Source organism: Synechococcus sp. W4D4, assembly GCF_047716805.1.
Taxonomy (GTDB): Bacteria; Cyanobacteriota; Cyanobacteriia; order PCC-6307; family Cyanobiaceae; genus Vulcanococcus.
The window spans coordinates 259,216-271,443 of sequence record NZ_CP180404.1; the positions used below are offsets into that span (position 1 = coordinate 259,216).

Below are 12,228 nucleotides of genomic sequence, written 5' to 3' on the forward strand. Positions count from 1 at the left end.
GTGGCATGGTGTGCCGCAATGACTCCTCCTGTCTTACCCACATCTGCGGCATCGCGCCTTCTCGCCTGGCGCCCCCGCAGCCTCGCGGCCCGGATGGCCCGCTGGGGTGTGGTGATCGTCCTGGTTTACGCCCTGGTGGCGGTGCTGACGCCGCTGTTCATTCACCTGGGTTTGCTGCCCGAGGTGAATGGCGGGTTGGAGAACCCGATCTATGCGCCGCCGTCCTGGCAGCACTGGTGCGGCACGGATCGCCTCGGCCGCGATGTCTGCAGCCGCACCCTGGCGGGAAGCGGCGTGGCCCTGCAGGTCGTGGTGGTGGCCCTGGTCTCGGCCCTGGTGATTGGGGTGCCTCTGGGGATGGTCAGCGGCTACCTCGGCGGCTGGCTGGATCGGGTCCTGGTGCTGCTCATGGACACGCTTTACACCCTGCCCGTCCTGCTGTTGTCGGTGGTGCTGGCCTTCCTGCTGGGCAAGGGCCTGCCCAATGCCGCTGCGGCCCTCTGCGTCGTCTACATCCCGCAGTACTTCCGGGTGGTCCGCAACCAGACCGCCCAGGTCAAGGCTGAGCTCTACGTGGAAGCGGCCCGCTCCCTGGGGGCCAGTCCCTGGTGGATCCTGCGCCGCTACCTCTTCCGCAATGTCATCACCTCGGTGCCGGTCCTGCTGACCCTGAACGCGGCCGACGCCGTGCTCGTGCTCGGTGGCCTGGGCTTCCTCGGCCTAGGGCTTCCCGAGACCGTGCCGGAGTGGGGCAGTGATCTGCAGCAGGCCCTCAATGCCCTGCCCACCGGGGTCTGGTGGACGGCCCTCTACCCCGGGGTGGCGATGTTTGTTCTCGTGCTTGGGCTCTCGTTCCTTGGGGAGGGGCTTGAGAGTTGGCTGAGCGGTAGCAGCAACAACCTCCGCTCGGAGCAGTAGGGGTTAGGGGCGAATCAGCTCCAACCCTTGCTCTCCTTTCTTGACCTGGATGCGTTGATCGAGGGTGGCCAGTGTTCCGCCGTGATGCTTGGCCAGTGCAAGCAGGTAGAGATCTGTGATCTGCGCGTGATCGACCAACGCGGAACGTTCGATGAACGGTTGGCCGAGCAAGCTCGGATTGCTTTCCCAGAATTGATGGTTGGGATGTCCCACCAGGCTGTCGAGGTGGGGCGCCACGCTGGCCGGCGGACCTGGGGAGTTGGGATAGCGCGGATTGCCAAGGATCCGCAGCACAGCGTTTTGGGTGATGGCGCAACTGGCCCAGGGGGCATCGCCCCGGCTCGCGAACCAGCCATGGCAGAGCTCGTGGTGAACGTGTTGCGGATCGAGAAGGGCAATCAGAACATTGACGTCCAGGAGGGCTGTCGCTTTCGCCATTAGTCCTCCCGCAGGCTGTTCACTAGCTCCAAGTCCACAGGGGATCCATCTGCGCGTCGGGGAAGCAGCGCCAGGCCATTGCGCCTGGCCTTTGGGGTCTCCTGGTTCTTCCGATTGGCCTGCGCTAATCCTTCGCGAGCGAGGTCGCTGATCACGCTGCCAATCGGTTGCTTGCGTTGTCGCGCCAGCACCTTGGCTGCCGCAAGGACGTCGTCGTCGAGGGACAAGGTCGTACGCATCTGATGCTCTGCATCAAGCATCACAACTGTATGGGGAACTGCTCTCAGCGTTCCCGCTGCTGTCTCAGTAGCGCAGCTTCAGGGTGCGGGGGAGGTCCTCGGCGATTTCGCCCTCCTCGGTCAGGGCCGGGTAGGGGCGCCCCTCGCGGCGGCACCAGTCCGCCACCTGGGGGTAGGCCCACTCAAAGAGGATTCGCTGGTAGGCGTCCGCGCCCCCCGGGATGCCCTCGCCGGCGCTGGGGACCTTGCCGGCCCGCTCCCGTTGGCGCAGGGCTTCAAAGAGCAGGGTGGCTGCGGCGACGCTGACGTTCAGGCTCTGGACCATCCCGGTCATCGGGATGAAAAGCGGCTGATCCACCAGGGCCAGGGCCTCATCGCTCATGCCCCACTTCTCCGCCCCCATCAGAAAGCAGCTGGGACCGGTGAAGTCGCAGTCGCGGTAGTCCACCGCGTCGACGCTCAGGTGGGTCCCGTAGATCCGGAAGCCTTGGTCCTTGAGCCCCTGCAGGCAGCCCTCGATGCTCGGGTGCGGCTGCAGCGGCACCCATTTCTGGCTGCCCTTGGCGGTGTTGTTGAAGGTCCGCGGCCGCCCGGGCAGGCTCACCACATGGGCCTCGAGCACCCCGACCGCGTCGCAGGTGCGCAGGATCGCCGAGAGGTTGTGGGGCTTGTCCACCTGCTCCATCACCACCGTCAGATCGCCCATCCGGTGGTTCAGCACCGACTGGAGGCGCTCAAAGCGGCGGGGTAGCAGCGGCATCGGCGAGGCAGGGGCCAACATCCATCGTGTCTGATGGCCGTTCGCAGCCCATGGACCGGAGCTTTGATGAGCGGGTCTGGCAGACCGTGGCCAAAATCCCCCCGGGGCGGCTGGCCACCTACGGCCAAATCGCCGAGCTGATCGGGGCCTATGGCTGTGCCCGCCAGGTGGGCTGGGCCCTGCGCCGTCTGCCCCTGCCCTCCGAGATCCCCTGGCAGCGGGTGGTGAATGCCAAGGGCTGCATCTCCTTGAGCCTCAGCCGCGAGGGCTCTGACTGGATGCAGCGGGATCTGCTGATCGCCGAGGGCATCCCCGTCGACCCCGAGGGCCGGCTTCCCTTGGCCCAGTACCGCTGGTCGCCGGGCGCTAGTTGTGGAGGATGACCAGCACTCCTCCAGGATTGGCCTCCCGTCAGGTGGCATGGCAGGTGTTGCAGGCGGTGGCTGCCGGTGCCTACGCCGATGGGGCCCTCGAGCGGGAGCTGGGGCGCACGGAGCTCTCCGGACCGGACCGAGGCTTGGCCACGGAGTTGGCCTATGGGGCGATTCGTCAGCGGCGCTTGCTGGATGCCTGGCTGGATCAACTCGGGAAGGTCCCTGCTGACCGCCAGCCCCCGAAGTTGCGCTGGCTCTTGCACCTGGGGCTTTATCAGCTGCTGAGCAGTGACCGCATCCCCGCCTCAGCGGCGGTCAGCACCACGGTGGAGTTGGCCAAGCGCGGTGGCTTGAGCCGACTGGCCCCGGTGGTCAATGGAATGCTGCGGGCCTTCCTGCGGCGCCAGGAGGCTGGCGAAACCCTGCCTCTACCTGGAGATCCCGCGGCTGCCCTGGCGATCCGCCAGTCCATGCCGGACTGGCTTGCTGAAGGGCTCTTGCAGTGGCAAACCCCCGAGCAGGCGGAGGCCTTCGCTGTGGCCTGCAATACGCCTCCGGCTTTGGACCTGCGGATCAATCTCCTGCGCGCCACCCCCGACGCAGTCCAGGCGGCCCTCGCCGCCGCAGGGGTGGTCGCCGAGCCGATCGAAGGCCTGCCTGCGGGCCTGACCATCAAGGGCCGCTCCGGGGATCTGCGCCATCTGCCTGGCTACGACGAGGGCCACTGGTGTGTCCAGGATCGATCGGCTCAGCGGATTGCGCCGTTGCTTGATCCCACGCCGGGTGAGCGGATTCTTGATGCCTGCGCTGCTCCGGGGGGCAAGAGCACGCACCTGGCGGAACTGATGGGGGATCAGGGGCAGGTGCTGGCCCTCGATCGCGGTGAGGCGCGCCTGCGCCGGGTCGCCCGCAACAGCGAGCGCCTGGGCTTGGGTTGCATTGAGACCCGCCACGGGGATGCCTTGGCCTTGGCCGCGGAGGCGCCGGAGCTCGTCGCTCAATTCGATGCCCTCTTAATTGACGCCCCCTGCTCGGGGCTTGGCACCCTGGCGCGCCATGCCGATGCCCGCTGGCGGATTGACCCGGCGGCCATTGCGGGTCTGGTCACGCTGCAGCGGCAGCTGCTGGAGGGATTGCTTCCCCTGCTCAAGCCCGGTGGTCGCCTGGTCTATGCCACCTGCACGGTCCATCCCGAGGAGAACGGCGCCTTACTGGAGACGTTCCTTGGGGCTCACCCCCAGCTGCGACTCGAGCAGAGCTGGCAGCTCTGGCCTGGGCAACTGGCCGGAGCTGGGGATGGTTTCTTCGCGGCGCGGATTGCCTTGGTTTAAGGGGCTGGCGGGGCCGGGGCGGCAGGTTTGGGCGCGCTGCGGCGGCGATCCAGCAGATCGAAGCGGCAGTCGACGTAGCGGGGGTTGGTCTGCATGCTGCCGCAGGGGTCCTGGCGCTTCGCTGGACGAGCCGGAGCCGGCGTGTTCAGGCCGGGTTGGCTTGGACCGGACGGAGCCGTGGTCTCCTCAGTGGTCTCCTCCACCGTGGTCTCCTCCTCCTCGGGTTTCACCAACTTGAGGTTTTTGGTGAGGGCCTTGAGTGGGTTGAACTTGCCCTTCAGCACGGGCTTCGGCGGGAACTGCTCCACCGGCAGTTCTTTGAGGATCGGTGCCATGTATTGCGACCAGGCCACCACAGCGCGGGAGCTGGTGCTCTTGGTCTCCTTGTTGTTGTCGTAGCCCAACCAGAGGCCGGTAACCAGCTGGGGTACGCCGCCGATGAACCAGAGGTCACGGCCCCCTTCAGAGGTGCCCGTTTTGCCAGCAGCAGGTCGACCGGGTGGAACCGCCCCATAGCCCGTGCCGCCGCTGACAACCTTCTGCAGCATCCAGAGCATCGCGTCGGCAATGTCACTTGGCACTACGCGTTTGCCTGGATCACCGTTGACCCGGCGGCTCCAGAGCAGTTCTCCGCCTGGGCCCAGGATTTCCTCAAACGGGGTGGGTTTGATGTACACCCCGCGGTTGAAGACCCCCGCATAGGCCGCCGTCATATCCAGCACGGTCTGCTCGGTGGCGCCCACCCCAAGCGGGTAGAAGCGGCCCAGCCCTTTGGTGATCCCCAGGCTGTTGGCGGTGGCGATCACCTTGTCGAAGCCCACCTGTTTGAGCAGGCTCACCGACACGGTGTTGAGTGAGTTCTGCAGTGCCATCCAGAGCGGGACGGTGCCGAAGTACTTGTCCTTGAAGTTTTTTGGGCAGTAGCCGCCGTAGCAGACCTTGCGGTCCGTGATCTTGTCCTCTGGCTTCATGCCCTCCTTGAGGGCCGAGAGATAGACGAACAACTTGAAGGTGGAACCAGGGGAGCGCAGCGCTTGGGAGGCCCGGTTGAACTGACTGTCGTTGAAGTTCTTGCCGCCCACCATTGAGCGGACCAACCCGGTCCCGGGTTCCATCGAAACCACTGCTCCTTCCATCGCCCCTGGGGTGTGGCGGTTGATGGTGTTCTGGGCCTTCTCCTGCCAGTCGATGTTCAAGCTGGTGCGAATCGTCAGGCCGCCCACTTCCAGTTGTTCCTTCGAAAGGAGGTTGGGCAGTTCCTGGGCGACCCAACTGGTGAAGTACGGCGCGCGGCTGGTGAAGTACTTGGGCTCGGCCGGCTTCAGTAGCAGCGGTGAGCCATTGGCGCTGGCGAACTGCAGGTCGTCAATGAAGCCCGCTTCGCGCATCCGGCGCAGCACAATCGCCCGGCGCTGCAGGGCTAGATCGGGATTGACTAGCGGTGAGTAGACCGAGGGGGCTGGCGGTAAGCCTGCAATCAGCGCCGCCTCCGGCAGGTTTAGCTCGGATGGGGTTTTTGAGAAGTAGATCCAGGCCGCATCGGAAACCCCATAGGCCCCAGCGCCGAGATAGACGTAGTTGAGGTACTGCTGAAGGATCTGCTCCTTGCTCAGTTGGCGCTCGAGCTTTCCGGCGAGCAGGGCCTCCTTGAGCTTGCGGATGATCGTTCGGTCCTGGCTCAGGAAGACCGTGCGGGCCAGCTGTTGCGTGATCGTGCTGGCGCCTTCTTCGACAGAGCCGCTGGAGATGTTGCGCACCATCGCCCGGCCGATCCCGATCGGATCGATGCCGTCGTGCTCGTAGAAGCGCCGGTCCTCTGCGGCGATGAAGGCGCGCTGAACCAGCAGGGGCATTTGGCCGGTGACCAGCTTCTCCCGGGTGGCGGGGCCCAGCTTCTGGATGACCTGGCCATCGCTGGCCAGCAAGGTCAGGGTGCCGGGGCGGTTGTAGCTGCTGACGCCGCGAACATTCGGCAGCAGGCTGTCGACGCCGCGGGTCACGACCGCCTGGGTCAGCCCCACAGCCAGACCAGCACCAGCTCCAACGAGACCGGCTGAGATCAGCTGCCGCCGGCGCCTGTGCTTCACATCACCACCAGGTCGCTGTGCCCGATTGCCAGAGCCGTGACCAGCATGCCGAGGACCAGAAAGGGCTGGGCGCTGGCTTGATACTTCACGTCGAAGGCCACGGGATCGCGCAGCAGCCAGATGTCCTGGAAGGTGATCTGGGGGACGATCAACAGCACCAGGAGGACGGCAGCGAAATGTTGGCCGATGGCGATCAGAACCGCCACCATCGCCAGCTGGAAGACATCAATCATTCCGGCGCTGATCCAGCTGGCTTTCTCGATGCCAAAGGCCACTGGGAGGGACTGGAGGCCCAGGGCGCGATCGCCTTCGACGCTCTTGAAGTCATTGACCACGGCAATGCCGAGACCGGCCAGGGAATAGGCCAGGGTCAAGATCGCGGTGGTCCAGGTCAGGTGACCGAAGAGTGCCTGGCCGGCCCACCAGGGCAGGGCGATGTAGCTGGCGCCCAGGGCGTAGTTCCCCAGCCAGCCGTTTTGCTTGAGCTTGAGCGGGGGGGCGGAATAGATGTAGCTGACAAACGAACCACCCAGGGCGAGCAGGAACAGCACCGGGGTGTCGTGGCCTGCCCAGAGGTCCAGGCCGTAGGCCACACCAAGGCCGGCCAGCAGCAGGACCCAGATCTGAGCCTTGACCTGCCAGAGGGGAATCGCCCCTGAGGGGATGGGCCGGTAGGGCTCGTTGATCGCGTCGATTTCGCGGTCGTAGTAGTCGTTGATGGTCTGGGTGAACCCAGCCAGCAAGGGGCCACTCATCACCATGCAGGCAATGGAGGCTCCGACCTCAGGGAAGGTCCAGTGGAAGTTCCCTGAGGCCGCTGCTCCGCAGAGAACCCCCCAGATCAAAGGAATCCAGGTGACCGGCTTCATCAGCTGAAGACGGATCTTCCAGATATTGGTGGTGCCGCTGGCACCTTTCATGCCCAGAAGCTGCCGGGCACCGCCACCAGTGGCAGCGGTGGGGTTGGGGGAGTCGCTCACGAACGGTGGATTTATGCGGCGGTGATCTCGTCGTCGAAGAACCAGGTGGTGGTTCCGTTGCTCAGCTCAACCACCACACCGATGCCTTTGCCATCGGTGACCTTGAAGTCCTTAACGGTGCCGGTGGCATCGTTTTGGAGGGCGGAAACCAGGTCGGCGGGGATGCGATCGCGCACCCGGGTGACCCGCACCTTCGAGCCGACGGTGATGGCAGCCTGGGACATGTCCGGCGCGACGAAAAAGTGGCGTCAGGCTAACCCGCTGCAAACCTTCCTCCATGGTCGCCAAACGGATCATTCCCTGCCTGGATGTGGCCGATGGCCGGGTGGTGAAGGGGGTGAACTTCGTTGGCTTGCGCGATGCCGGCGATCCCGTGGAGTTGGCTTGTCGCTACAGCGCTTCTGGGGCCGATGAATTGGTCTTTCTCGACATCGCCGCCAGTCACCAGGGGCGAGCCACCCTGGTGGATCTGGTTCGTCGCACCGCCGAGGCGGTCACGATCCCGTTCACCGTGGGTGGTGGGATCAGTTCTGTTGAGGGCATCACGGAATTGCTGCGGGCTGGGGCCGACAAGGTGAGCCTCAATTCATCGGCGGTCCGTGATCCCGAGCTGGTGGCCCGCGGGGCCGAACGCTTTGGTTGTCAGTGCATTGTCGTGGCGATTGATGCCCGTCGCCGAGAAGGGGGCTGGGACGTGTACGTCAAAGGGGGCCGTGAGAACACAGGTCTGGATGCGGTCGAGTGGGCGCAGCGTGTGGTGGCGCTGGGCGCTGGGGAGATCCTGCTGACCTCGATGGATGGGGATGGAACCCAGGCGGGCTATGAGCTGAACCTCACCCGGGCGGTCTCCGATGCCGTGGATGTACCGGTGATCGCCAGCGGCGGGGCCGGTTGCATTGACCACATCGCCCAGGCCCTGGATTCCTCAGCCTCTGGAGGCCATGCCTCAGCGGCCTTGCTGGCGTCCTTGCTGCATGACGGCGTGCTGACGGTCGAGCAAATCAAAGCTGATTTGTTGGGGCGTGGCCTGAACATCCGCCCGCTTGAGAGGGGGTCGCGCGCCGCTTAACCCGCCGTTACAATTCGCTCAGATAGTGTCGTTTAACCAGTGCTGGCCCTCGATCAGAGCCACTCTCCAGTGCTGGCAGGGTCCGTTGTCCTTGTCGTGATCGTGATGGTCGCCTGGGCTTTGCAATTGATGCAGGCGGCCAGCGATCGCAAGGAGTTCTCCTTGATGCTGGCCGGATGCATGGTCTGCTCAGCAGCCATTGGTTTGGCCACCGTGATGGTGATGACCTTCACCAGCGCTGAACGACTGGAGGCCCAGGGCTATTTCACGGCTTTGGAGTCCGACCAGTCCGAGATGGTGGCAGCGGGTGTCAGTCTCGATTCGATCTCGTTGCCTTGGGATGCCGCCGAGCCCTGAGCCCTCTGCCTCGATTCCGCCAGGGAATCCCGAGGCGGTTCGTCAGCTGTTCGATCGGATTGCGCCGGAATACGACCGGTTGAACGATCTCCTCAGCCTGGGTCTCCATCGTTTGTGGAAAAGGCAAGCCGTGGCTTGGCTCCAACCGGTACCAGGGCAGAGGCTGCTGGACCTGTGTTGCGGAACGGGCGATCTGGCGCTCCTTCTGGCTGAGAAGGTCAGGCCCGCTGGGTTGGTTTTGGGTCTCGACGCCGCAGCAGCCCCCTTGGAGCAGGCGCGCCGGCGGGCCTCCCGCTGCCCCTGGTTGCCGCTGGAATTTCGTCAGGCCGATGCCCAGGCCACGGAGCTGGCCGATGGCTGGGCGGATGGTGCAGTCATGGCCTACGGCCTACGCAATCTGGCCGATCCCGCGGCGGGGCTGCAGGAATTGCGGCGCTTGCTCCGTCCCGGCGGGCGGGCCGCTGTTCTTGATTTCAACCGGGCCCTCGACCCCCAGGGGCTGACGGCCCAGTTCCAGCGCTTTTACTTGCGTCAGTTGGTCGTACCCCTGGCCAAGCGGGCAGGCCTGGAGGCTCAGTACGCCTACCTAGAGGACAGCCTGGCGCGATTCCCGACTGGGCCCCAGCAAGAGGAGTTGGCTCGGGAGGCGGGCTTCAGCCAGGCCCAGCATCAGCTGCTGGCGGGCGGGCAGATGGGGCTGCTGCAGTTGATTGCCTAGGGATCAGAAGCGGAAGGTGGTTTTGACCAGGGCCCCCAGCTGATCGAATCTCTCGCCGGCCGGTGTGTTCGCCCCCTGGGGCCGGCTCAGATAGAAGAGCGCTGGGGTCACCGCGAGGTTGTCGCTGACCTGGATGGAGTACCACCACTCCCAGACGTAGTTGGCGTCGTTGGCACCCCGGTCGCCATAGAGGCTGGTGGCGTAGGTGGCCTGACCGACTGCCATGCCGGCGCTGTTGCCCTTCACCAGGGCATTGCTCCAATTCAGGCCGAGGTTCCAGGAGCGGCTGTTTTTGGCAAGCCCATCGCTCTCTACCCCGGCCTCGTAGGTCGTGGTATTGATGCCGAAGCCCGCGCTCAGCGAGGGGACCCAGCCGTCGTCTGCCGGGACCCAGTAGCCGCTCAGGCCGTAGGCCGCCGTGGTGCCGGGATTCTGGAGTTGGCTGCCGGTCAGGAAGTTGGTGCCGTAGCCAATCCAGGGGGTTTGGTTCTGGATTTGGGAGTAGATCCCCGCTAGGCCAAAACGATCGTGGCTGTAGCCGAGCTGGACGGTTCCCGTGCCGCCGGAGCCTGAGGTGGCGATCCCGCCGACGCCTGGGCTGCCGAGGCCGCCGCGGTCCGCGACGTAGTTGGCGCTGACGGCGAAGCCAGCCTTCTGCCACCAGAGGCCCGCTCCGGTGCCGAGGTTTTTGTTGTAGGCCTCAGGCGCACCGTTCAAGGTGGTGACATCGAGGACCGTTTGTCTGGGGTAGACGCTCGGCCAGATCGCCAGCATGTCTTCCTGACCGACGCGGCCGCCGATGGAGACGGTGAAATCGCCGGCAGGGAATTGATAGAAGAGCCGATCGATCGAGACCTCGTTGGGCTTGCCGATTTCTTGAAAAGCAATCTCCAACTGGGAGAGGTTGGTGGGTGCGGGGAAGGGGCCGCCGAAGCTGTTGCTGGCCAGCGTGAAGTTGCCCGTCCGCAGCACTAGGCGCAGCAGGTCCTTGCCGCTGAAGCTGGTGTCGGAGAAGAGCTCGAGTTCGTAGTTGAAGGTGGCGGCGCCAAAGCAGCGTTTGGCTTGCTCCACCCCGTACTGCAGAAATTGCGGGTCGCTCTCTTCGACATCGCTGATGTCGGGACACCCGTTCACGGTTCTGTTTTGGGCCGTTCCATAGAACTGGTTCCCGCCCACTACGAAGACCGCTAGGCCCGAGAGCTTGGTGGTCGTGGAGAACTGCAGGGCCTCGAGCACGCCCACCTTGGCGTCGAGGGCATCGACCCGGCCCCGCAACACGGCCAGTTCCCGCGCGAATTCCTGGGTGAGGCGTTTGAGCGCGTCGGTCACCTCCGTGACCCGATCGAGGCAGGCGTTCAGTAGGGCTGCTGCCTCGTAGCGGCTCACCGCTCGGTTTCCGTCAAAGCTGCTGTTGGGGTAGCCGGCCACGCAGCCATAACGCTCGATCAGGTTGCTGAGCGATTGATAGGCCCAGTCACTCGGCTGAACATCTAAGAACTGGCTGATCGTGCTGACCTGCTCGAGTTCTGCCGCGGGAGCGGGTTGGCTCACGCTCAGCCCGGTCCCAAAGACGCTCCCCAACAGGAGCGCACGTAGCCGTGGGGGACCGGGCATCCAGGTCTGAAAGCTCGGGAGATTCTGCCTCCTGATTGATCAGTTCGTTTTCGTTCTGAACATGTTCATGTTTCAAAAATCACTAGTCTTTGTTCTGCAAGAAGGCTCTCGGGATTCATGAGCAGAACGCGGGACGCGATCAACGCTCACCTCTTCCCGGTGTTGGCCCTCATCGCCACGGCCAGCTCGGTCTCGATCGCCCTATCGCTCGGGGCGATTGGCGGTCAGTCGGTGCGATGGAACAAGTGCTTCAACACCTCCCTGGAGTGGTACCAGCGGAACCACCCCAACCTGAGCCTTGAGGAGCAGAAGGCCTGGTCGGCCCGGTTCTGCAATGGCGGTGCCTTGGTGAAGCCCACCCCTTGAGCTCGCCCCTGGAGCGCTGCCGGGAGATCGCTGGTTTTGAGGTGTTGGTTGGCGCCTTGGGCTACGCCTCCCTGGCCGATTGGGTGGCGCGCTGGGCGGCCATCGATGGACTGTCTCTTGCCCGCGAGGCCTGGCCCGTTGGGGTCGACTTCACCTGGATGGCGTCGGTGGGCTTGCCCCTGCTGGATCAACTGCAGCAGTTCCAAGGACGCTCATTGCTGGGTTTGGCGGCGATGCCGGGCTGCGGTAAATCCACCCTCTGCGCCTGGGCCAAGGCGGCAGCGGCCTCCTTGGGCATGGCCGTTGAGGTGGTGTCCCTCGATGACTTCTATTTCGAAGGCCAGGCGCTGGATGCGGCAATGGACGGCAACCCTTGGCGGGCACCCCGGGGCATTCCTGGTAGCCACGATGTGGAGCTCATGCTGCGCTGCCTGCGGCAATGGCGCAGCGAGGGGTCTTGTGAGGCCCCTGTTTTTGACAAGGCGCTGCGGCAGGGCCGGGGCGATCGCGCGGGTACTCGGCTGCTCAAAGCCGATCTGTTGATCCTGGAGGGCTGGTTTGTTGGAGCCGGTCCTTGGGCAGCGGCCCGTCATGGGGAGGAGAGCGCTGATTTGACTCCCTTGACCCACGCGGAATTGGCCTACAGGCCCGTCATTCAACGGAACGTTCTTCCCTATCAAGAGGTCTGGCGGCAGCTGGACGGTCTCTGGCAGCTGAGCCCGACCACGCTCTCCACGGTGACGGGCTGGAAGCGCCAGCAGAACCTGAGTCAGCAGCAACAGACGGGGTCTGGGCTGGCTGAGCACGAGCTTGAAACCATGACGCGCAGTCTTCAGGTCTGCATCCCGGAGTCGGCGCTGGTGTCGGGGCGATCCGCCGATGTCGTGCTGCGGGTCAATGCCCAGCGGCAGGTGGAGGAAGTTCGGCTGGCGGGCGGTTAGCGAGAATCCCCGCACGACGAACCCAGTCCAGAGCAT

General features: G+C 64.8%; 15 protein-coding genes. 8 read left to right on the plus strand and 7 right to left on the minus strand.

Annotated features, from left to right (window positions below; all coding sequences use genetic code 11):
• Positions 1–93: 93 nt before the first annotated feature.
• A complete protein-coding gene (locus ACLM42_RS01410; RefSeq protein ID WP_371820712.1) occupies positions 94–918 on the plus strand; it encodes an ABC transporter permease in 825 nt (274 codons plus the stop codon).
• 3 nt (positions 919–921) lie between these two features.
• Here the strand turns inward: ACLM42_RS01410 and ACLM42_RS01415 are convergent, their stop codons facing one another.
• The 3 genes from ACLM42_RS01415 to trmH form a co-directional block, all read right to left on the minus strand.
• Entirely contained in the window at positions 922–1,356 is a 435-nt protein-coding gene (locus tag ACLM42_RS01415) for a TA system VapC family ribonuclease toxin (protein ID WP_247911676.1), read from the minus strand.
• Positions 1,356–1,595 (minus strand): CopG family transcriptional regulator, encoded by a 240-nt coding sequence (locus ACLM42_RS01420; RefSeq protein ID WP_247911675.1) that lies wholly within the window; start codon positions 1,593–1,595, stop codon positions 1,356–1,358. The genes ACLM42_RS01415 and ACLM42_RS01420 overlap by 1 nt, the downstream gene beginning before the upstream one ends.
• Positions 1,596–1,659: 64 nt before the next feature.
• Positions 1,660–2,355, minus strand: coding sequence for a tRNA (guanosine(18)-2'-O)-methyltransferase TrmH (trmH, locus tag ACLM42_RS01425; protein WP_415399501.1), 696 nt, complete (start codon positions 2,353–2,355; stop codon positions 1,660–1,662).
• A 50-nt stretch (positions 2,356–2,405) separates the two neighbouring features.
• Here trmH and ACLM42_RS01430 point away from each other — a divergent pair, with 50 nt between their 5' ends.
• A complete protein-coding gene (locus ACLM42_RS01430; RefSeq protein ID WP_247911674.1) occupies positions 2,406–2,738 on the plus strand; it encodes an MGMT family protein in 333 nt (110 codons plus the stop codon).
• Positions 2,735–4,060 carry a 16S rRNA (cytosine(967)-C(5))-methyltransferase gene (locus ACLM42_RS01435; protein ID WP_415399502.1) on the plus strand — a complete coding sequence of 442 codons (1,326 nt, stop codon included), beginning with the start codon at positions 2,735–2,737 and terminating at the stop codon, positions 4,058–4,060. The genes ACLM42_RS01430 and ACLM42_RS01435 overlap by 4 nt, the downstream gene beginning before the upstream one ends.
• On the opposite strand, the gene ACLM42_RS01440 is transcribed toward ACLM42_RS01435, so the two are convergent.
• From ACLM42_RS01440 to ACLM42_RS01450, 3 genes are all read right to left on the minus strand, one after another.
• Positions 4,057–6,147, minus strand: a complete 2,091-nt coding sequence (locus ACLM42_RS01440) for a transglycosylase domain-containing protein (RefSeq protein WP_415399503.1) — start codon at positions 6,145–6,147, stop codon at positions 4,057–4,059. The two genes, ACLM42_RS01435 and ACLM42_RS01440, sit on opposite strands and share 4 nt — an antisense overlap.
• Positions 6,144–7,067: a chlorophyll synthase ChlG gene (gene chlG / locus ACLM42_RS01445; protein WP_247911967.1), complete on the minus strand. Its 924-nt coding sequence runs from the start codon at positions 7,065–7,067 to the stop codon at positions 6,144–6,146. The genes ACLM42_RS01440 and chlG overlap by 4 nt, the downstream gene beginning before the upstream one ends.
• A gap of 71 nt (positions 7,068–7,138) precedes the next feature.
• Positions 7,139–7,351: a DUF2862 domain-containing protein gene (locus ACLM42_RS01450; protein WP_415399504.1), complete on the minus strand. Its 213-nt coding sequence runs from the start codon at positions 7,349–7,351 to the stop codon at positions 7,139–7,141.
• Between the two features lie 53 nt (positions 7,352–7,404).
• Between ACLM42_RS01450 and hisF the strand changes: the two genes are divergently transcribed.
• From hisF to ubiE, 3 genes are read left to right on the plus strand one after another with little or no spacing between them, the layout of a single operon-like run.
• Positions 7,405–8,196, plus strand: a complete 792-nt coding sequence (gene hisF / locus ACLM42_RS01455; protein WP_247911671.1) for an imidazole glycerol phosphate synthase subunit HisF — start codon at positions 7,405–7,407, stop codon at positions 8,194–8,196.
• Between the two features lie 39 nt (positions 8,197–8,235).
• The gene (locus ACLM42_RS01460) at positions 8,236–8,553 is read left to right on the plus strand and encodes a hypothetical protein (RefSeq protein WP_247911670.1); all 318 of its coding nucleotides are present in this window, start codon (positions 8,236–8,238) and stop codon (positions 8,551–8,553) included.
• Entirely contained in the window at positions 8,537–9,271 is a 735-nt protein-coding gene (gene ubiE, locus ACLM42_RS01465; protein ID WP_247911669.1) for a bifunctional demethylmenaquinone methyltransferase/2-methoxy-6-polyprenyl-1,4-benzoquinol methylase UbiE, read from the plus strand. The genes ACLM42_RS01460 and ubiE overlap by 17 nt, the downstream gene beginning before the upstream one ends.
• Before the next feature lie 3 nt (positions 9,272–9,274).
• On the opposite strand, the gene ACLM42_RS01470 is transcribed toward ubiE, so the two are convergent.
• Positions 9,275–10,885: an iron uptake porin gene (locus ACLM42_RS01470; protein ID WP_415399505.1), complete on the minus strand. Its 1,611-nt coding sequence runs from the start codon at positions 10,883–10,885 to the stop codon at positions 9,275–9,277.
• Positions 10,886–11,002: 117 nt separating this feature from the next.
• Between ACLM42_RS01470 and ACLM42_RS01475 the strand changes: the two genes are divergently transcribed.
• Both ACLM42_RS01475 and ACLM42_RS01480 read left to right on the plus strand, forming a co-directional pair.
• Positions 11,003–11,251, plus strand: coding sequence for a hypothetical protein (locus ACLM42_RS01475; RefSeq protein WP_247911667.1), 249 nt, complete (start codon positions 11,003–11,005; stop codon positions 11,249–11,251).
• The gene (locus tag ACLM42_RS01480) at positions 11,248–12,192 is read left to right on the plus strand and encodes a kinase (RefSeq protein WP_415399506.1); all 945 of its coding nucleotides are present in this window, start codon (positions 11,248–11,250) and stop codon (positions 12,190–12,192) included. The genes ACLM42_RS01475 and ACLM42_RS01480 overlap by 4 nt, the downstream gene beginning before the upstream one ends.
• Positions 12,193–12,228: the final 36 nt, after the last annotated feature.